The 20,873-nt window shown below is 57.4% G+C and carries 17 protein-coding genes; 9 read left to right on the top strand and 8 right to left on the bottom strand.

Features of this window, described 5'->3' with window-relative positions:
* The first annotated feature begins 118 nt into the window (after positions 1–118).
* From ACR0NW_RS11600 to ACR0NW_RS11575, 6 genes are all read left to right on the top strand, one after another.
* Entirely contained in the window at positions 119–1,045 is a 927-nt protein-coding gene (locus tag ACR0NW_RS11600; protein ID WP_480450517.1) for an N-acetylmuramic acid 6-phosphate etherase, read from the top strand.
* Entirely contained in the window at positions 1,042–2,292 is a 1,251-nt protein-coding gene (locus ACR0NW_RS11595) for an ABC transporter substrate-binding protein (protein WP_480450519.1), read from the top strand. Before ACR0NW_RS11600 ends, ACR0NW_RS11595 begins: the two co-directional genes overlap by 4 nt.
* A 66-nt stretch (positions 2,293–2,358) precedes the next feature.
* A complete protein-coding gene (locus ACR0NW_RS11590; protein ID WP_480450521.1) occupies positions 2,359–3,273 on the top strand; it encodes a carbohydrate ABC transporter permease in 915 nt (304 codons plus the stop codon).
* A gap of 10 nt (positions 3,274–3,283) precedes the next feature.
* Positions 3,284–4,123: a carbohydrate ABC transporter permease gene (locus tag ACR0NW_RS11585; protein ID WP_170652706.1), complete on the top strand. Its 840-nt coding sequence runs from the start codon at positions 3,284–3,286 to the stop codon at positions 4,121–4,123.
* The gene (locus tag ACR0NW_RS11580; RefSeq protein ID WP_480450523.1) at positions 4,120–5,148 is read left to right on the top strand and encodes a Gfo/Idh/MocA family protein; all 1,029 of its coding nucleotides are present in this window, start codon (positions 4,120–4,122) and stop codon (positions 5,146–5,148) included. Before ACR0NW_RS11585 ends, ACR0NW_RS11580 begins: the two co-directional genes overlap by 4 nt.
* A gap of 1 nt (position 5,149) precedes the next feature.
* On the top strand, positions 5,150–6,145 hold the full coding sequence (locus tag ACR0NW_RS11575; RefSeq protein ID WP_480450524.1) for an ABC transporter ATP-binding protein: 996 nt from the start codon (positions 5,150–5,152) through the stop codon (positions 6,143–6,145).
* A 17-nt stretch (positions 6,146–6,162) separates the two neighbouring features.
* Here the strand turns inward: ACR0NW_RS11575 and ACR0NW_RS11570 are convergent, their stop codons facing one another.
* Genes ACR0NW_RS11570 through ACR0NW_RS11560 form a run of 3 tightly spaced genes read right to left on the bottom strand, consistent with a single transcriptional unit; the run spans position 6,163 to position 9,877 of the window.
* Positions 6,163–6,933, bottom strand: a complete 771-nt coding sequence (locus tag ACR0NW_RS11570) for an enoyl-CoA hydratase-related protein (RefSeq protein ID WP_480450526.1) — start codon at positions 6,931–6,933, stop codon at positions 6,163–6,165.
* Between the two features lie 2 nt (positions 6,934–6,935).
* Positions 6,936–8,249 carry a ferric reductase-like transmembrane domain-containing protein gene (locus tag ACR0NW_RS11565; protein ID WP_480450527.1) on the bottom strand — a complete coding sequence of 438 codons (1,314 nt, stop codon included), beginning with the start codon at positions 8,247–8,249 and terminating at the stop codon, positions 6,936–6,938.
* Positions 8,246–9,877: an AMP-binding protein gene (locus ACR0NW_RS11560; protein WP_480450529.1), complete on the bottom strand. Its 1,632-nt coding sequence runs from the start codon at positions 9,875–9,877 to the stop codon at positions 8,246–8,248. Before ACR0NW_RS11560 ends, ACR0NW_RS11565 begins: the two co-directional genes overlap by 4 nt.
* A gap of 151 nt (positions 9,878–10,028) precedes the next feature.
* On the opposite strand from ACR0NW_RS11560, the gene ACR0NW_RS11555 reads away from it, so the two are divergent.
* Together ACR0NW_RS11555 and ACR0NW_RS11550 are read left to right on the top strand one after the other, a co-directional pair.
* Positions 10,029–10,841 carry a DUF6502 family protein gene (locus tag ACR0NW_RS11555; protein ID WP_480450531.1) on the top strand — a complete coding sequence of 271 codons (813 nt, stop codon included), beginning with the start codon at positions 10,029–10,031 and terminating at the stop codon, positions 10,839–10,841.
* A complete protein-coding gene (locus ACR0NW_RS11550) occupies positions 10,838–11,728 on the top strand; it encodes a DUF5666 domain-containing protein (RefSeq protein WP_480450533.1) in 891 nt (296 codons plus the stop codon). Before ACR0NW_RS11555 ends, ACR0NW_RS11550 begins: the two co-directional genes overlap by 4 nt.
* 23 nt (positions 11,729–11,751) lie before the next feature.
* On the opposite strand, the gene ACR0NW_RS11545 is transcribed toward ACR0NW_RS11550, so the two are convergent.
* Entirely contained in the window at positions 11,752–13,458 is a 1,707-nt protein-coding gene (locus ACR0NW_RS11545) for a tetratricopeptide repeat protein (protein WP_480450534.1), read from the bottom strand.
* A 303-nt stretch (positions 13,459–13,761) separates the two neighbouring features.
* Here ACR0NW_RS11545 and ACR0NW_RS11540 point away from each other — a divergent pair, with 303 nt between their 5' ends.
* Complete coding sequence (locus ACR0NW_RS11540; RefSeq protein ID WP_480450536.1) at positions 13,762–15,816, top strand: alkyl/aryl-sulfatase; 2,055 nt, start codon at positions 13,762–13,764, stop codon at positions 15,814–15,816.
* 83 nt (positions 15,817–15,899) lie between these two features.
* Here ACR0NW_RS11540 and comE read toward each other — a convergent pair whose 3' ends face one another.
* From comE to ACR0NW_RS11520, 4 genes are all read right to left on the bottom strand, one after another.
* Positions 15,900–16,454: a sulfopyruvate decarboxylase subunit beta gene (gene comE / locus ACR0NW_RS11535; protein ID WP_480450538.1), complete on the bottom strand. Its 555-nt coding sequence runs from the start codon at positions 16,452–16,454 to the stop codon at positions 15,900–15,902.
* Entirely contained in the window at positions 16,451–16,957 is a 507-nt protein-coding gene (locus tag ACR0NW_RS11530) for a sulfopyruvate decarboxylase subunit alpha (RefSeq protein ID WP_480450540.1), read from the bottom strand. Before ACR0NW_RS11530 ends, comE begins: the two co-directional genes overlap by 4 nt.
* Positions 16,958–17,100: 143 nt before the next feature.
* Positions 17,101–18,783, bottom strand: a complete 1,683-nt coding sequence (dld, locus tag ACR0NW_RS11525; protein WP_480450541.1) for a D-lactate dehydrogenase — start codon at positions 18,781–18,783, stop codon at positions 17,101–17,103.
* A 13-nt stretch (positions 18,784–18,796) separates the two neighbouring features.
* Positions 18,797–20,863, bottom strand: a complete 2,067-nt coding sequence (locus ACR0NW_RS11520; RefSeq protein WP_480450543.1) for a TRAP transporter large permease subunit — start codon at positions 20,861–20,863, stop codon at positions 18,797–18,799.
* Between the last annotated feature and the right edge of the window lie 10 nt (positions 20,864–20,873).

Raw genomic sequence — 20,873 nt, 5'->3', positions numbered from 1 at the left:
AGCCAAAATCGCTCCAAGTTTGGCACTTTTTCTAATTCATTCGGCGATTTTCTAAAAAAGAAAAGATGGACAAAAGGTATTGCAAAGGTATTAGATATGAGGGCCACAGGGGAATCGCATGAAGCCGCAAACGCCGCTAAAAACCGAAATGCTGCGCGATGCGGCGGTTGACTTGGACCTCAAGCCCAACCCGGAAATTCTGTCCTGCCTTCTGCAAGGGCAACAGGATGCCCTTGCATCGGTCGCCGGCAGCCTGAACGAAATTGCGGCAGGCGCGGAAATCCTCACAGAAACCATTCGGCAAGGGGGGCGCATTTTCTATGCCGCCGCAGGGTCCTCGGGCCTTATGTGCCTTGCAGATGCGGCAGAGTTGTCGGGAACGTTCGGATTGTCCCCAGAACGCATTCGGATTTGCATGGCCGGGGGGGTGCCGACAGATGCCGCGATGCCGGGGCATACCGAAGATGATGAAGCCGAAGCGCAAACTGCTGCACAGGACGTAACCGCGCAAGACGCGGTTATCGCCATATCAGCCAGCGGATCGACCCCGTTTGCATTGGCATTTGCGAAACTGGCCCGAAATTCAGGCGCGCAGACAATTTGCATCGCGAACAACCCCGATGCCAAGCTGTTCACGCACTCGACCTGCGCAATCCATCTCCAAACTCCGCCCGAAATTATTGCGGGATCGACCCGCATGGGGGCCGCGACTGCGCAAAAGGCCGCGCTCAATCTGATGTCGACACTGATGGGTATTCGGCTGGGGCATGTCCTTGACGGCCTTATGGTAAATGTCATCGCTGACAACAAAAAGCTCAAGGCCCGCGCGCTGGGTATCGTGAAGAAAATTACCGGCAGCTCAGACACTCTGGCGCGGGATGCGCTGACACGCTCTGAGGGGCACGTGAAAACTGCCATTTTGCTGGCTGCGGGTGTCTCTGCACGCGATCGTGCGGAACAAATTTTACAGGAAACCGGGGGGCAGGTCCGACCGGCACTGGAGCGCCTCAAAGTCAATTTGCATCAACAGGGAGAAGAAACATGAACAGGAAGTCCTTTGGAGCCATATTATTGGCATCAACCGCTTTGAGTGGGGCGGCCTTTGCGGAAACGACACTAACGATCGAAAGCTGGCGCAACGATGACCTGACGTTGTGGCAGGACAAGATCATACCGGCGTTTGAGGCGCAACATCCTGACATCAAGATTGTATTCTCACCGCTTGCACCCACGGAATACGATGCCGCTTTAAACGCAAAACTCGAGGCCGGTTCAGCGGGCGACATAATCACCTGCCGTCCATTTGATCGGTCGCTTGGGCTGTATGATGGCGGGCACCTTTCTGACCTTTCAGATTTACCGGCAATGTCGAACTTCTCGGACGTGGCAAAATCCGCGTGGCAGACCGATGACGGTTCGGCCACTTTCTGCGTTCCGATGGCCTCGGTGATCCATGGCTTCATCTACAACAAGGACGCATTTAACGAGCTTGGAATCGAGGCCCCTCAGACCGAGGATGAGTTCTTTGCTGCGCTGGACAAAATCAGAGAGGACGGCACTTACATTCCGATGGCGATGGGCACGAACGACCAATGGGAAGCCGCCACAATGGGCTACAACAACATTGGGCCGAACTATTGGAAAGGTGAAGAGGGTCGACTTGCTCTGATCGATGGATCGCAAAAACTGACCGACGAACAATGGGTCGCGCCCTATGAAACTCTGGCGCGATGGAAAGACTATCTGGGCGACGGGTACGAGGCACAAACCTACCCGGACAGCCAGAACCTGTTCACGCTGGGGCGGGCTGCTATTTACCCAGCGGGGAGCTGGGAAATCTCGGGCTTCAACACGCAAGCGGACTTTGAAATGGGCGCGTTCAAACCTCCGGTAAAGAACGCCGGGGACACGTGCTATATCTCCGATCACACCGATATTGGGATTGGCATGAATGCCGCGACCGAAAACCCCGAGGCGGCGCAAACGTTTCTGGCTTGGGTCGCGTCTCCGGAATTTGCGAATATCTTTGGTAACGCCCTGCCCGGTTTTTTCCCGCTGTCCAACGAGCCTGTCGAACTGGAAGACCCGCTTGCCAAGGAATTCGCAAGCTGGCGTGGGGAATGCGGGTCGACCATTCGCTCGACCTATCAGATTTTGTCGCGCGGCGAGCCGAACCTGGAACTGGAAACCTGGAACGCGTCGGCGAACGTTGTGAAAGGCACCGAAAGCCCGGCCGATGCAGGCCAACGGCTGCAGGAAGGTCTGGCTAGTTGGTACGCGCCGCACCAGTAACCCACCCCTTAAATCGAAGGCCTTCGGCTGATTGGCCGGGGGCGTTCCGAACCGCCGAGGCAGGCTATGGGCAACAGCCGAAACAAATGGCACATCGTGATTTTTCTGGCACCTGCGGTGCTGGTCTATACAGCCGTGATGATCTTTCCCCTGTTCAACACCCTGCGACTGGCGCTGTATACCGAGGTGGAACAGGTCCGCGTATTTGTCGGGCTGGATAACTTTCTGACATTGTTTGGTGATCCCAACTGGTCGGGCGCATTCTGGAATGCGCTTGGCAACAACTTCTGGTTCTTTTTCATTCACATGCTGGTCCAGAACCCGATCGGCATCGCTTTGGCCGCGATACTCAGCCATCCGCGCCTGCGCTATGCCGCTTTCTATCGCTCGGCCATTTTCATCCCGACGATACTGTCCTTTGTCATCGTGGGTTTCGCTTGGAAGCTGATCCTGTCGCCGATCTGGGGTATCGCCCCCGATCTGCTGAAAGCGGTGGGTCTGAAATCGCTCTATGCCCCGTGGCTGGGCAAGGAGGAATATGCACTGACCACGCTGGCGCTTGTGTCGGTCTGGCAGTTCGTGGGCATCCCGATGATGCTGATCTATGCAGCACTGCTGTCGATCCCCGAAGAAATTCTTGAGGCCGCCGAAGTTGAAGGTGTCACCGGCATGTCCGCGTTCTGGCGGATCAAACTGCCTTTGATCCTGCCCTCGATCGGCATCATCTCAATCCTGACATTCGTGGGAAACTTCAACGCGTTCGACCTGATCTACGCAGCCCAGGGCGCGTTGGCCGGGCCGGACTTTTCCACGGACATCCTCGGGACGTTCATGTATCGCACTTTCTTCGGGTTTCAGTTGCAATTGGGCGATCCGTACATGGGTTCGGCCATCGCCACAGCCATGTTCGGCATCATCCTGACCGGCGTCTGTATCTATCTTTTCCTGATCCAGACACGCATCCGCCGGTATCAGTTCTGAGGTGATAGTGATGAACAAGGCCCGCAGAAACCCACTCAATATTGCCGCGATGCATGGGGCGCTGATCATATACACGCTGATCGCGCTGTTCCCGGTTTTTGTGATCCTGATCAACAGTTTCAAAACCCGCAAAGCCATCTTTCGCGAGCCGCTGGCGCTGCCAAGCTCGGACACGTTTTCGATGATCGGATACCAGACGGTAATGAAACAGGGGGATTTCTTCCTGTATTTTCAGAACTCGATGATCGTCACCGTCGCCTCGCTGTTCTTCATCCTTCTGTTCGGGGCCATGGCCGCTTTTGCCCTGTCCGAATACCGGTTCCGGGGCAACACCCTGATGGGGCTGTATCTGGCGCTTGGCATCATGATCCCCATCCGGATCGGTACCGTCGCGATCCTTGAGATGATGGTGGCCACCGGACTTGTGAACACCCTTTGGGCGCTGATCCTTGTCTATACCGCGCAGGGGCTGCCGCTGGCCGTTTTCATCCTGTCCGAGTTCATGCGCCAGGTCAGTGACGATCTGAAGAATGCCGGACGTGTCGATGGCCTCAGCGAATATACTATTTTCTTCCGCCTTGTTCTGCCGCTGGTGCGACCTGCAATGGCGACGGTCGCGGTATTCAACATGATCCCCATCTGGAACGATCTGTGGTTCCCGCTGATCCTTGCACCGGCGGAAGAGACCAAGACACTGACACTTGGCAGTCAGGTCTTCATCGGGCAATTCGTGACCGACTGGAATGCGGTTCTGTCTGCACTCAGCATGGCGATCTTGCCGGTCATGGGCCTCTACATCATCTTTTCGCGGCAACTCATCCGCGGCATCACTTCGGGAGCGGTCAAATGATCCGTGTACTGATTGCCGGACTGGGCAATATGGGGCTTAGTCACGCCCTTGCACATCACAATCACCCTGACGCGGAAATCGTGGGGCTGATCAACCGCTCGGGCGAAGTCTCGCATCCGGCGCTGCAAGGGTATCCGGTTTTTAAGGATTTCAACACCGCTCTGTCACGGACCCGGCCCGAACTGGTGGTCATCGCCACCTATTCAGACACCCATGCCGATTATGCCTGCGCGGCAATGGATACCGGCGCGCATGTCTTTGTTGAAAAGCCTCTGGCCACCACTGTTGCAGATGCCCAACGCGTAGCAGCCAAAGCAGAGGAAACCGGCCGCAAACTGGTCGTCGGATACATCCTACGACACCATCCTTCGTGGATGCGTTTGATATCCGAGGCACGCGATCTTGGTGGCCCTTATGTCTTTCGCCTGAACCTGAACCAGCAATCGGACGGCCCTACATGGGAAACGCACAAGATGCTGATGCAAACGACCTCTCCCATCGTGGATTGCGGTGTGCATTACGTTGACGTCATGTGCCAAATCACAGACGCCCTGCCCGTTCGCGTGAACGGTATGGGTTTGCGCCTGTCGGATGAGATTGCCGAGGACATGTATAACTATGGCCAGTTTCAGGTGGTCTTCGCTGACGGCTCCGTGGGCTGGTACGAAGCGGGTTGGGGGCCGATGATGTCCGAAACTGCGTTTTTCGTGAAAGACATCATCTCGCCCAACGGCGCAGTTTCGATCACCGAAGGCAACAAAGGCGCATCCGATGATGTGGACGGCCATACCCGGGTTGGTGGCATTCTGGTCCATCGCCCCTCGGGCGATCACCTGATCGAGATGCAGGGCGAGCCGGATCATCAACAGCTTTGCGATGCGGAACAGGCCTATATGCTGCGCGCGATCTCGCAGGATATCGACCTGACCCGCCACATGAGCGACGCGGTGCAATCCTTGCGCATTTGTCTGGCGGCTGACGAAAGTATCCGAACCGGACAACCGGTTGACCTAAAGGAGGCGTAACGTGACCGCGCTGAAACTATCCAACGTTTGTAAGTCATTCGGCTCGGTCGAGGTTCTGAAAAACATCGACCTCACGGTAGAGGAAAATGAGTTTGTGGTGTTTGTCGGCCCCTCGGGCTGCGGCAAGTCGACCCTGTTGCGCGTCATTGCCGGGCTTGAGGATGCGTCGGAAGGAACGGTCGAAATCGACGGCGAGGTGGTAAACACCACTCCCCCCGCCAAGCGTGGGATCGCGATGGTATTCCAATCCTACGCGCTCTACCCGCACCTGACCGTCCGGGGCAATATGGAACTGGGGCTGAAAAAGGCTGGACATCCAAAGGCTGAAATCCAGCGCCGGATCACCGAGGCCGGCCGGATGCTGTCGCTTGGGTCGTATCTGGAGCGCCGACCGGCCGAATTGTCCGGTGGTCAACGGCAGCGGGTGGCAATCGGTCGTGCCATTGTACGCAATCCCAAGCTGTTTCTGTTTGACGAGCCGCTCTCTAACCTCGACGCGGCATTGCGGCTGAACACCCGCATCGAGATTGCCAACCTACACCGGCAGATCAGTGCCAGCATGATTTACGTGACCCATGATCAGACCGAGGCCATGACACTCGCCGACAAGATCGTCGTTCTGCGTGACGGTCAGGTTGAACAGGTGGGCAGCCCGATGGAGCTGTACAACAACCCAGCCAACCGGTTTGTGGCGGAATTCATCGGGTCCCCGGCGATGAATTTTGTTCCTGCGGACCGAGTTGGCCGGGCGCAGGGTCAGCTAGTGGGCATCCGCCCCGAACATGCCCGGCTGAGTGACACCGGCCCCCTGTCAGGCACTGTCGTGCATGTCGAGAATCTGGGGGCGGACACAAATATCCTTGCGGATATCGGAACGGAAAAACCCTTTACCGTCCGTGCCTTCGGACAGCATCAGGTCGAACCCGGTTCGACGATCGCAATCGAATTTGATCAGGACAAGGCGCTGTCCTTCAGTACCGAGGGACAAAGGGTTTAGGAAACACCCCCATAGGATCAATCGGGATGAAACCGGGGTTTTCGTTTTTCCAGGAAGGCCGACATCCCCTCTTTCTGGGCCGGTAGCCCGTACAGCGAGTGATACATCTGCCGCTCGTACCGTATACCGGTCTCAAGCTGGCATTGTTCGGCCATGTTCACACAAGACCGCGCCATTTGCACAATATCCGGAGCATACCCTGCTATCGTCTGCGCCACGTCTTGCGCAGTTTCGATCAATGTGTCCTGCGGCACAACGCGGCTGACCAGTCCCATCTGCAGGGCCTCATGCGCATCAATCATGCGTCCGGTCAGGATCATGTCCATCGCCCGCGCCCGTCCGATCAGCCGCGTCAGGCGTTGTGTGCCTCCGATACCAGGAATGCATCCGATCTTGATTTCGGGCTGCCCGAACCTTGCTGTGTCCGAGGCCAAAATGACATCGCACATCATCGCAACCTCGCACCCTCCGCCTAAAGCATAGCCACTGATGGCGGCCACTTTCGGAATGCGCAGCGCGGCGAACCGGTCCCATCCTCCAAAGAAGTCGCTGGCTTGCATGCTGGCATAGTCCTGAACAAGCAGTTCACCGATATCAGCCCCGGCAGCAAAGGCGCGATCGTTTCCGGTCAGGATCAGGCAGCCGATATCCGGGTCTGTGTCAAAGGCGGTCGCCGCCTCCAACACCTCGTCCATCACCTGTGTATTCAGCGCGTTCAATTGATCGGGCCGGTTGAAACGGATCGTCGCAACCCGGCCCTGTGTCTCGGTTTTAATCGTTTCATACATGTTCAACTGTCCCAGATTGCGCCATAGGCCGGGATGCCCAGGCTTTCCATGTCATGCACGACCTTGCGGGTCAGCTTCTGGTTCGAGATCACAATGACCGCCTCGGCCCCGCTGTCCCGCACCGCCTGCAAGGCCAGCGCCGACAGGTTCGGCTTGCCCTGCGTGTCAGTGTCCCAGATCAGCGGGTTTTCGGTATGCGCCTCGATCTCGTCCACCAGCGCATCCCCATAGGTCTTGCGCGGGCTGCGCGTGGACCAGATCAGGCGGTTGGGTACCTCACCCGCCAACAGATGCGGCAGGATCGGTCCAATGCCGGAACCTGTGCCGACATAGACGACCCTTTTGAACAGCACCTCAATTCGCGCCACGCCGGATGTGGTAATGCCCTTGACCCAGACCTTGTCCGGCGGGTTATCGATGAAGCGTCCGGTCCAGTCCCCTGCCCGGCTGATCGCCAGCCTGTATCCGGCCTCATTCGGTGCCGGGATGTTGGCGAACGAATGATACTCGCCAAAGGGGGTATGACTGATCGCATTGGAACTGCCGGGAAATGGTGTATCGCCATAGTCAAACCGCGCCAGAACGGCATGGTTGGAAGGTTTGACAATATCAACCTTGACCCTCTTCAGGGTTAACCATGGCGACAGGATCGACAGCGTGATCAGGCACAGCATCCAGAAGGCGGGGCTGTGTAGCAGATCACCCCCCATATCCCGTGTGATCGACACGGTTTGCCCCCAGAACAGGCCCAGAACCGTCCACCCGACAAAGCGGTGAATTTTCTCGAACGCGTTGTGAAAACGGGCGCGGATCGGATCAAGGGCCGAGATGACCATCACGGTCATCAGCACCACCATGGCTGCACTCAATCCCAGCGTCAGATCCGAAGGGACCACACCCCCGCTCAACCGGTTCCGGATCATCGCGTAAAGAAGAAATCCGAACCAGATCGTGCCTGCGACCGTTCCACCCGAATGCAGGCCGCCGAAATGAAACACCTTTCCGGCCCCCCAGCGTATCCATAATGGCCAGGATACCGGTACGCGGGTTGCCAGCCAGAATAAGGCGTTGATCACCCTTTGCTGCCGGATCAGAATTCCGACGCTCAGGTTGATCAACGCCATGTCCGCAATGGGACTCAGTGCGTACTCGTTACCAAAAAACCAACGCCCGTCGCGCAGCCCCAGCGCGAACACACTCAGATTCAGGACTGCCACGAGGAAAGCCAGACGGCGGTATTCCATCAGCGCGGGATGCCGGGTGATCCGCCGCCAGTTCAGGGCGCGAGATTCCAGATTTGTCGCTTGGGTCGTCATCTGGTCAGCTCCGTATCGATGGCGGTCATATGGTCCTGCGCCAGCTTCAGCAGCAGACGCTTGTCCAGTTTTCCGCGTGGCGTGCGCGGCAGGCTCTCCATCGGAAGCACCAACGCCGGAGCGCAGTAGTAAGGCAGGCGGTCGGCTACCGACTGCGCGGCCTGTTTCGGGCAGGCCGTGGCCGGTGAGATAAAGCTGACCAGATTTCGATCGTCATATTTCAGTGTCACGGCCTGTTGGCAGCACGGCGAGGCCTCCAGCGCATTGGTGACGCCATCCAGTTCGACGCGAAAGCCACGTATCTTGACCAGATCGTCCACGCGTCCGAAATGCTCCAACTCTCCATCTTCTGTCCAGCGACCCAGATCGCGGGTGCGGAACATCATATGGCCGGGCCGAAACGGATCGGGGCGATAACGGTCTGAGGTCAGATCGGGATTTGCCAAATAGCCTGCGGTAACGCAGTCACCACCTGCCCACATCTCACCTTTGTGACCCATCGGCAGTGGGCGCAGGTCCTCGTCCAGAATATAGACGGTATTGTTTGGTGTCGGGCGGCCGATTGACAGGACCGGTTTGTCGGGAAAATGCGGCTCGGCGGTATTGATGATGGTCGTTTCCGTTGGCCCGCAGGAGTTGTAAAAGGTGCAAAACGATGACCAGGCATCGGCCAGCGGGCGCGGACAGGGCTCACCCGCCACAGCGGCCACTTTGATTTGCCGGCACCGGGAATGATCCAGCGAATTCAGGATCGACGGTGTGGCAATCAGCACGTCGACCTTTTCTGCTGTTTCCTGAATGGACTTGCCGCGAATGACAAGCGTCGCACCGTTGGACAGCGACCCAAGCGTCTCCCATGCCGCCATGTCGAATGCGATCGAGAGTATCTGACCTACCTTCAACCCTGGGCGCATCCCCAGATCGCCGGGTGCGGTCAACAGAATGTTGGCCAGATTGGCATGTGTGACCTGCACTCCGTTCGGGACACCTGTTGTGCCCGAGGTAAATAGGATCATCACCAGATCATCCGGCAAGGCGCGATACTCGTCGCCCACAGGAACCGGCGCATCCAGCATTGGATCAAACATCACCGTGTCAATTGTGATCAGCGTCTGATCCGCCGCCACGGGCACCTGATCGACCAGTTCGCTGAGGCTTAGCAGTGCTTTTGCCCCGGTGACATCGGCGATGTGGCGCAACGTTTCGGACGGCGCTACGCCCACGTGTTGCGGCACATAGGCAGCGCCAAGCTTCATTGCGGCGACAATACCGACCACCATTTCGACTGAGCGGCGCAAATAGAGGCAAACCGCATCACCACGTTTGACACCATGGGCACGCAGCACACCCGCCAACCGGTTGGATGCCTCATCCAGCGCGCGATAGCTCATCTTATAGCCACCGCATTCAACAGCATCTGCATCTGGCTGCCTGCCCAACTGGTGAAGCATTGCGTCTGCGATCGTTGCGTGCCGAGGCTTGACCTTGGGGCCCCAGCCAAACCTGCGGAACTGCGCACGGTCCTGCGGGCTGAGGCGCGACAAGGCGTTGTTATCAGGCGCACAATCAGCCGTTGACGGTGTAAGTGGCCGGAATTCCTTCAAATGATTGATGACTATATCTTGCATGGCGGTCTCACTTTCTAGTGGGTCACGCCATATTGATAATGGGAAAATTTCCCATTACACTTCACGTTCAATCACACATCGGTAACGAAACCGTTGAATGTGCAGTCAAATAGTAAATGTTATCGCCTGAAAGCCCATAACGAGTAACACGATGTCAAACGGCCCTGATAACCCATTCGATTCCGCCCTGGCCTCGCTGCTGGCCCCGCTGGCGCAGGCCATGGTCGCGCATGGTGTAACCATCGGTACGGCAACCGAGGCAATGAAGAAGGCGTTGTTGACAGCCGCGCTCGAAACCTCGGCAGAACCGCTCAGTGACAGCAAAGCCAGCCTTTTGACCGGCATTCACCGCAAGGATGTCAAAAGGCTTCGTGATCCGGAAAGTGATGTTGCCGAGAGGCGCAGTTGCAACGCAGCGGCACTGGTCATCAGCTATTGGGCAACGTCGCCGGAGTTTCAGGACAAGTCCGGTTCACCACGTGATTTGCACCGCAAGGGTGACGAGGACAGCCCGGGTTTTGACGAGCTTGTACGCCATGCACGTGTCGACATGGCCCCGGGTACCGTTTTGCAGACCCTTGTGGATCAAAATATTGTACAGCTGCAACCAGACGGCGCTTTCCGGTTGTTGACCCACGCCTTTCTACCGTCGGGCGGCAGTGCCGAACAGGTGGCGGCCTATCAGGCCACCTTGTCGGCACATCTGACAGCCGCCACCCAAAACCTTCTTGCGGATCAGGACACACTCAGAAACTTCGACCGGGCCGTTCGATACTCGCACCTTTCGACCGCTTCGATCGTGGAATTACGCGAAACTTCAAGCCAGCGGGCGCAGGCGTTGTTGCAGGACATCAACGCACTGGCACGCAAATTGCAGGACCGCGATCAGGTCGGCGATCACAGGGGTCGCTTTGCAATGGGCGCCTATGTTCTGCCCTCGCCGGACAAAGGTAAGGAGACATGATCGTGTTTCTGCGCATTTTGGCTGCAATTCTGGCTATGACTGCATGGGTGGCACCGGTCACAGCTCGGGACAACGAAGACCGCGAAGGCGGGATCATCGGAACCGGTATTGTCGGCACAATCACCGATCTGGGCAGTATTATCGTGAATGGGCTGCATCTGGAGATCACAGACGAAATGCCCGTAGACGGGGCCATTCCGGCAATGAACGCAAGCGAACTACGCCCCGGCCATACCGTCGCGATTGTGGCCGAGCGGCAGGGTGATGATTGGTATGCGCGGAACATTCGACAGGTATATCCCCTTGTCGGGGAGGTAAGCGCCACGACCGAAGCCGGGATAACCGTGATGGGCACCGAAGTCGAGTTAAACGATCTATTGTCGGATATTAAGGTCGGGGATTGGGTCGCAATCAGCGGATTGTGGCAAGGGCAAAGGGTAAACGCATCAATGATCGAGCGGTTGCCCGGCGCACAGCCCGAGGCGCGGCTGAGCGGAACCTATCTGGGCCCGGATCACAACGGCAATGACGTGGTTGGAGATACCGTAATCACCGGGATCAGTCCCAGCCATCTGAAACCGGGTGATCTGGTGCGCGTCTTTGGACGGCCGACACCGAACGGGATCGATGCAACACGTCTAGAAACCCGTCTATTCGGCGAAAGGGTCGGGGTGGTTCAGGTTCAGGGATATTACTCCACCCCGCAGCCAGATGGCCTTTATACAGTTCTGGGCAGTGGCCTTGTGGCATATACCGATCAGCCAGAGATGATTGACGGGAGCACCAAGATCATTGAATGCGGGGAAAACGGTCGTCTGGGCAATGTAATGGCCGATCCCTCCGGATCCGAGCCAGACACCCGAGTTTTGCAAGAATTGGGGTGCTGATCCCGACCCAAACTGCCCGGCTGTCAGAACTGATGTTCCAGCCCGGCCTTTTGCAGGCTGCTCATCAGCTTTTCCCGGAACGTGTCGTCCAACCGCCAGATCGACAGGGTTTCAGGGGCTTTAGTTGCAAAATCCGGTTGCAGGTCCAACAGGTCATTTAGTGCATCCCGCGCCTGTTCCCGGTTCCCAAGCTCGGCGTGCAATGCCGCACGCCACAAGTGGGTCCAAAAGAAGTTCGGCATATGTATCCGGTCCAGCACCGTCAGAGCCTGTATATATTCGGACTGGTCGAACAAATAGAAGACGCGTGGAAAGTGGTACCAGTGTGGATGCACCGGATTCAGGGCGATTGCACGATCCACGATGGCAAGGCCTTCGTCCCAGTTTCCGCTAAAAGCAAGCCGCATACCGTAATGGGCAAGTATGGTTGCATCATTGGGGTTCAATTCCATGGCCCGTTGTCCGGCCTGACGGAAGCCATCGATCTCACCAAGAACAAACCGCATGTTCGCCAGCATAAGATGGGCTGTGGCCAGATTGGGATCGGCCTGAACCGCGCGCTGTGCCGCTGCTTTGGCGGCATCCAGAACCCGGGCAGGATCACCGGCGAGATTGAACCGGATCTGTTGAAGATAGAGGTTCGACAAAACCGCCCAGGCCTCGGCGTAATCCGGGTTTTGTTCAACCGCTTTCAGAATACAAGCTTTGACATCATCGTGGCGATCCAGATCGATGGTGATCTGATAGCTGTAGTAATCCAGAACACAGTCATAGGCATCCCGGTCATGGGGCGGCGTTCGGGTAGCCGTCTGCATCGCGCCTTGGGTCAGCAGACCGTATTTCCCGGCAAGCTGGCCCGTCACGTCACGGACCACCCTGTCCTGCACGTCATAAATTTCACCGGGTGTCCGGCCAGTGACGTAACTGCGGACCCAGATGTACCGCCCGGCCTTCAGATCAATCAGGCGGGCCGACAGATGCAGCGCATCGCCCGCTTCCAGAACGCTGCCTTCCAGCGCAAAATCTGCGTTGAACTCGGCTCTCAATTCCTGAGGATCGGTCTGACCGTTGCGAAACCGTTCGACGCTGCCAAGTGGCAGAACCCACAGATCGCGAAAACGCACCAGTTCTGTGGTCAGTTGCTGTGTGACCCCATTGGCAAAAACCTCGGGCGCGGCTCCAAGGGACTCAAACGGCAGCACCGCAACAATCGGCCCGCTGGGCAGGTCGAGGTCATGCGCAGATGCGGGCTCGGGCTGGCCAAACCCTGCAATCCGGGCCCAGACGATGCCACCGGCCAACACGATACAGATCGCCATGACCGCAAGCACCAGGCGCTGCATCGGAGCATTTGGTGCGCGTTTGACGTCTGCTACGTCAGTGGTCGGTGGGCGCGTGGTCACCGTATCGAAACGGGGCGCATATCCACCTTTTGGGATAGATAAGCGCATCGGATCGTCCCGTCCGGGACCGGCATAGTAACTGTCGATGTCCTGCCGCAACCGCCGCGCTTCAAGCCGAACAATGGGGTCAATTTGCTGATCAAAACTGGCATCCCGGCCAAATACGGACATGGCGATTGACACGCCTTTGATCTGTTCGGCGCGGCCAGCCAGATGTTCTTCGACCACATAGGTCAGAAACGCCCGCCGCTGTGGGGTGGCGGCAAAATCGGGATGGTCCAGAAGACGTTGCAACTGCTCCCGGATGTCGCGTTCCGAAATGGTCAACCTAATGATCTCCGATCTGAACAGACTTGTGAAAACGGCCAAAAACATCAGTGTTTTCACGGTCATACATTGGTTGGAGTGCAGGTAGCAACATGTTCGAACTTCACCCCTGCGTTTGTATGGCTAGGACGGGCGAACTGCCCGTCATGTCGGCGGGCGACAACGCAACAAGGAGAATGCCCGGTTTTTCAAACCAAAGCCAATACTGTCAATCAACCGGATCTGGCCTCGTGGTCCGGTACATTTGGCATCCTTTACCGCGTTAGCCCAATTGAATTCACCATCAACAGGAGCCGTTTGAAAATGGCACGCCGATATACACTGGTTTTGACCACCGCGTTGCTGACACTCAGCGCGGGCCTCGTGACCGCACAAGAACATTTTGATCCGAAAGGCAAACCACCATCCAGCTTTACCGCTGAATTCCAGCAGCAGATGCGCGACGCTCTGCCGTTCGAGGATCAGCGCGATTTCGAAGAAAGTCGCAAAGGGCTGATCGCCGTTCCAGACTACACGCAGATCAAGACCGAGGACGGGACTGTCGCTTGGGATATTGGCAGCTATGAGTTCCTGCTGCAGGAGGGTCAGACCTTCGACTCGATCCACCCTTCGCTGCAGCGTCAGGCGATCCTGAACATGAACTATGGCCTGTACGAAATTCTCGAGGGCAAAATCTATCAGGTCCGCGGTTTTGATCTGTCCAACATTTCATTTATCCGCGGCGATACCGGCTGGATCATTTTTGACCCGCTGGCTTCCAAGGAAACTGCCGCAGCAGCACTAAAGCTGCTGACCGATACCGTCGGTGAACTGCCCGTCAAGGCGGTGATCTATTCGCACTCGCATGCGGACCACTATGGCGGTGTTCGCGGTGTCATCACTGACGAAGACGTGGCCAACGGGGTCGAGGTCATAGCGCCTGCGGGCTTTATGGAACACGCGGTTTCCGAAAACGTCTATGCGGGCAACGTGATGAACCGCCGCCTGTTCTTCCAATATGGCGTGCTGTTGCCGCGCAACCCCTATGGGCACGTGGACCAATCGATCGGCAAGAACATTTCAGCCGGCACCACCGGCCTGATCGAACCAACGCGTTATGTCTCGGATGACTACGAGGAGATCACCGTCGACGGTGTGCGCATGATCTTCCAGAACACACCGGGGACCGAGGCACCGGCGGAAATGAACACCTATTTCCCCGACCTCAAGGCGTTCTGGGCGGCAGAAAACATCACTGGCACCATCCACAACATCTATACCCTGCGCGGCGCGCTGGTGCGTGATGCGCTGAGTTGGTCGAAACATATCAATGACGCGCTTTATGAGTTCGGACAGGATGCGGAACTGATGTTCGCCTCGCACTCTTGGCCGCGCTTTGGCAATGATCGTATTCAGGAAGTGATGCGGGCACAGCGCGACACCTATGCCAACCTCAACAACGGGGTGCTGAACCTGGCCAACCAGGGCGTGACCATCAATCAAGTGCACAATGTCTATGAGGTGCCCGAAAGCCTGCAACAGCAATGGGCAGCACGCAGCTATCACGGCTCGGTCGAGCATAACAGCCGGGCGGTGATCAACCGCTATCTGGGCTATTGGGATGCAAACCCGACCACGCTGACGCCTCTGTCCCCCGAAGACAGCGCACCCCTGTTCGTCGAGATGATGGGCGGTGCCGAGCCGATCCTGAACAAAGGGCAGGAACTTATCGACAACGGCAAATATCTTGAGGCCACCGAAATTTTGAACAAGCTGGTCTATGCCGAGCCGCAGAACCAGACGGCGAAAGACCTGCTGGCTGATGCGTTCGAACAGATCGGTTATCAAAAGGAAAGCCCCTCGGTCCGCAACTCGTTCCTGGGTGCGGCCTATGAACTGCGCAACGGCATCCCGCAGGGGGCGACCATCGAAACCACCGGCCCGGACACGATCAAGGCGATGCAGACCACCATGTGGCTGGATTTCATCGGCATCCGTGTCAACAGCGCCAAGGCGGCTGGGATGGAGTTCACCATCAACCTTGCGATCCCCGATCGGGATGAGAACATCGTGGTTGAAATGAGCAACGCCACCCTGACCCACATCGTCGATCAGGTGGCCGAAAACGCGGATCTGTCCATCAGCCTGAACCGGGCCGATCTGGAGAAGGTCATGACCGGCGAGAGCAAACTGACCGACCTGCTGGCCGACGGCACCGCACAGTCCGAAGGTAATACAGATGTGGTGACCCAACTGGCCTCAACACTGGATCAGTTCGATCTGGGCTTTGAGCTGATGCCCGGCACCGGCGCTCAGGACCTGACGCCACCCGCAAATGACTTTGCCCAGCCCGCACTGGCAAATTCCAACGGCGGTTGAGCAGTCTAAAACAAAAAAACAGCCCCGGCCAGATTGCCGGGGCTAGTTGCAAATTTTGGCGGTGCTTGCCCGGCTATCCGGGTTCAGGCCTGAACCGCCTTCATGAACCGGTCACGGATCACTACTGGGTCCATGGTAATCACCGGCATTTTGGCGTTACCGCTTTCACACTTGCTGACGATGATCGTCATCTTGCCACTGTCCAGCGCCTTTTGCAGCGCGGCACCGGTATCTTCTGCCCGACACTCGATTACGTTTTCGCACCCGCAGGCGCTGGCCACGGCCGCCAGCGATGTCTTTTTACCCGCGTAGGTCGGCTGATCACCGGTAGAACCGTAAGAGCCGTTGTCCACGATCAGCAGGATGTAGTTGTCGGCCACATTGTTGGCGATGGTTGGAAGGGTGCCAAGGTTGGTCAGAACCGAACCATCCCCGTCGATCACAATCACCGGCTTCGGTTGCGCCAGCGCCAGACCCAGACCAATGCTTGAAGCCAACCCCATGGTGCCCAGCATGTAGAAATTGGTGGGCTGATCGTCGATCGCGTGCAGTTCCTGACTGGGAATACCGATGTTGCAGACAACCAGTTGGTCGCGAAGGATCGGGGCGATGTTTTCTAACACTTCCGAACGTATCATTGGTCGCCATAACCTCCCCAGAAACTGGCGTCTGTCAGGATTGCAACCGGCTTGTTGCACATGAAGGTGTATTTCAGGATCGCATCCAGCTCTTCGACATCCGCCTGATGATGGAAGTGGTAGGTCGGGATGTTGAGCTGCGCCAGCAATGCCTTGGTGTGGACTGCCATCTCGACCTGGCATGCCACCGGTTCGCGCAATTCACCACGATACGAGATCAGCATGGGCAGCGGCATCCTGTAGTACTGTATCAGCGTCGCCAGCGTATTGATCGTCACTCCGATGGCTGTGTTCTGCATGATGATCGCCGGGCGTTTGCCGCCCATCCACGCCCCGGCGCACAGGCCCATGCCCTCATCTTCCTTGTTGGAAGGGACATGGAGAATTTCGGACCGCCTGTCGACTTCATTGATGACACCGGCCAGTTGCTTGCACGGAACGGTGGTTACGAACTCTATCTGATTGGCAATCAGATCATCCGCGATCCTGGCATCAATGGACATGTTCAGTTCCACATTCTCATGGCGTCACCATCTTTTCCCGCATGAGACCTGCGAAATCAACGCATTTGATCCGGATCAGCCGCCAATAACAGTTCACCACTGCTCCGGATTCAAATTACCTACGACAACGAAGGTTTGGCCGGTCAATCGTAATGTTTGGCTCGGGACATCTTGCCGATGCCGGGGTTCATGCTGTTGGTCGGATCAATCGACTTATAAAACGCGGCAAGGTCCGGCTTGGCCGGGTACAGATGACCCACATTATGCTCGGCCGGGTATTCCGCACCGCGTCGGTCCAGAATCTCAAGCATCGCCGCCTTCAATGCCGCTGGATCCACACCCTTTTTAACGACGTAGTCCTGATGCAACACGTGGCACATGAAATGGCCATAGTAGAGCTTGCTCACCAGTTGGTCCGTGATCTCCACAGGCAGTTCCTCGAACCAGTCCACGTCGTTGCGCCGCAATGCGATATCCAGCGCGATGATGTCTTCGACTTCGCTTGCATGCACTTTCATGTAGCGTATCGCCGCCCCGGCGGCGGCAAATCTGTGCAGACCGGCCATCTTGGCCTCGCGCGGATCGCACTCGAAGAAATCCAGCCGGTTTTGGCCGGTCATGTCCTTCAGCAGCGCGTGTGCCTCTTCAATCCCCTCGTCCCGCATTTTCAGGATCAGATGGTGAGGAAACCGGATGCGAAACTCGCGCATCCGGCGCGGCAGGATGTCAGGCCAGAACCGCATGGCGAACTGCATGAAACGGTCGGTAAAGTTGGAAAGACCCGGCACGCCCTCAAGCCGCGCATCAACCGCGCCCTTGATCGCAAAGAAAGTCGGCAGCCGGTCGGTGCCCAGCTTGTCGATCATCACCATCGTATCTTTGCCGTAACGGTCCGAGATATCGAACACCTCTTCATGCATGTATTCGGCACTGACGGGCAGCGTCTGAAAATCCGACAGGATGCGGCGGCGCAACTCGGTCAGGGCGGCGGTGTCCTGTGCGCCGACATAGAATGTGCGCTCCCTGTTATTCTTGGGATAGGTGTCCAGCCGCACCGCAAAGACGGCCAACTTTCCGGCGCAGCCCGACGCCTCGTACAGTCGCGACTTGTCGGCGTTGAACCTTGCCGGAGTATCCGCATCCACATTTCGCACCCTTCGGGCGTAATCTGTATCAGACGCCTTACGATTGTCGGCTTCGATATCATCGGCGGTAAAGTCGCCCTTTTCCAAACGGGTCAGGATGTCTTCGGGCGTGTCACCCAGGTGGATGCCAAGATGATTGACCAGCTCCAACCGGCCGTCTTGTGTAATCTGGGCATAAAGGGACAATTCAGTATAGGACGGCCCGCGTTCAACCAGCGATCCGCCCGAGTTGTTGCATACACCACCCACAACAGACGCGCCGATACAGGACGATCCGATTACCGAATGCGGCTGCCGCCCGATCGGGTCCAGCTGCTTTTCCAGCGCGAACAGCGTCGATCCCGGAAAGCTGATGACCTGCGTGCCATCATTGATCAGCTGCAACCGGTCCATGCGCCGGGTGTTGATCAGCACCACATCGCGGTCATAACGCCCCTTTGGTGTCGAGCCTTCGGTCAGGCCGGTATTGGCCGCCTGCATGATGACGATCTTGTCGGCTTCAACACAGGCCTTCAACACCTGCCATTGCTCCAGCAGCGTGCCGGGCTGCAGAACCGCCAGCGCTTCGCCCTCGCCCGAACGAAAGCCCTTGCGAAAACGGCGGGTGCGCCGGGCGCCGGTCATCACATGCCGCCGCCCGCAGATGGCCTGAAACCGTTTGATCAGTTCGGCATCGGTCATCCGACGACCCTCCTCAATACGCCACCGAAGGCAGCCATGTTGCCAGTTGCGGCCAGAGGAAGACAAAGAACAGGCCGATCAACTGCAGGATAACAAAAGGAATGATGCCTTTGTAGATGTCGGTAAGCTTGATTTCGGGCGGGCAGACGCCTTTCAGATAGAACAGAGCAAACCCAACCGGTGGCGTCAGGAACGATGTCTGCAATGTTACGGCCACAAGGATCACGAACCACACCAGCGCCGGTTCATCGATGACGCCGAAACCTTCGATGTCCAGTCCCAACCCGTTAACGATCGGGCGCATCAGCGGCAGAACGATCAGCGTGATCTCGATCCAGTCCAGCACAAAGCCCAGAAGGAATACGATGAACAGGATCATGCAGATGGTGCCCGTGGGGCCAAGGCCCGTACCCTGAATCATATCCTCGATCAGCGCGTCGCCGCCCAGCTCACGCAGGACATACGAAAACACCGTCGCGCCAAGGAAAATCGCAAAGATATATGCGGTGGTGTTGAACGTTGCCTTCAACACATTCACCAGCTTGGCCAGCGTCAGCTTGCGATACCCTAGCGCCAGCAAAGTCGCCCCAAGTGCACCCACGCCCGAGGCTTCGGTCGGCGTGGTCAGACCAGCAAAGATCGACCCCAGCACGGCAAGGATAAGACCAAGGGTCGGCAGTACGGCGATCAGCACATCCTTGACCGCAGACCAATCAGGGCGCGTTGCCCCCTCGGGCACCGGGGCCACGTCGCGTTTGATCAGGGCGATCACGAAAATATAGGTCAGGTACAACATGCCGATGATGACACCGGGAAAGACCGCCGCCATGAACAGGTCACCCACCGACAGGGCCATCTGATCGGCCATGATCACCAGCATGATCGAAGGCGGGATCAAAATGCCCAGCGTGCCCGAGGCTGACACCACACCAGCGGCCAGAGAGGGGTTGTATTTCTGTTCCATCATTGACGGCAGCGACAGCACGCCCAGCAGAACAACCGAGGCGCCAATGATACCGGTCGAAGCAGCCAGAATGATGCCAATCATGGTGACTGTAATCGCCAACCCACCGCGCACCGTACCAAACAGGCGCTGCATCGAGGACATCAGCCGCTCGGCCACGCCGGATTCGTCCAGCATCAAACCCATGAAGATGAACATCGGCAGGGCGACCAGAACCGCGTTGGACATGGTGGCGTAGACACGGTTCACAACCGCACCAAGCGTCAGATAATCCAGACCGGTCAGCGTTTCCTCAAGCCCGGTCCAGTTCATCATGCCGTTGTCGAACAGGTAGGCCAGACCGCAATAGGCCACCCCCACACCAGCCAGCGTCCACGCAACCGGGAAGCCGGTAAAAAGCAGCGCTATGAAGGTCAGGAACATGGCGATGACCAGTTTTTCCTCGGTCGATTCCACAAGGAAGGTCAGCGCAACCGCGACAATGGTGAAACCCAGCAAAGCCCAAACGATCAGGCGTAGTCCCTTGCCCTGCCTCTCTTCTTCGAGGTTGACCAGCAGCGCATGAACGTCGTGGATCAGACGCGCCGCCGCCGCCAGCGCGAGCAGGACAAAGCTGACCGGGATCACCGCCTTGAGCGCCCAGCGGGCAGGCAAGCCGGTGGGGCTGTCAGAGGACTCGTTCACCCGCCAGCTTTCGTAGAAATAGTCATACCCCTGATCGATCATCAGCCAGATGAAAGGCACCAGCAGGGCAAATATTCCGATGATCTCGATAATCCGGCGCGCCCGCTGGCTGAGTTGCATGTGCAGCAGGTCAACTCGCACATGACTGTCGGTGACCAGCGCATAGGAAATGCCGATCATTGTCACCAGCCCGTAGAAGTGCCACTGAATCTCGTCCAGCTTGGGATAGTTCTGGTTCAGTAGATAGCGCAGCGCCACCTGTGAAACGATGGCGCCAACCAGCAACAGGTTGGCCCACATGACCACATGCCCGATTGTCTTGACCCCGTTGTCGATGGCCACCGCCAGCCCCTGACGGTCGGGTTCGCCGTGTTCAAGGATGCTTTCATAGACTTCAATCGGGTCATCCTGAGTGCGCTTAATCTCGGCCATGGTCTCCTCC

The sequence above is a fragment of the Ruegeria sp. CF5 genome, assembly GCF_056537325.1.
The sequence above is the reverse complement of the archived record's forward strand: the minus strand, read 5'-3'. Positions and strand labels throughout refer to the sequence as shown.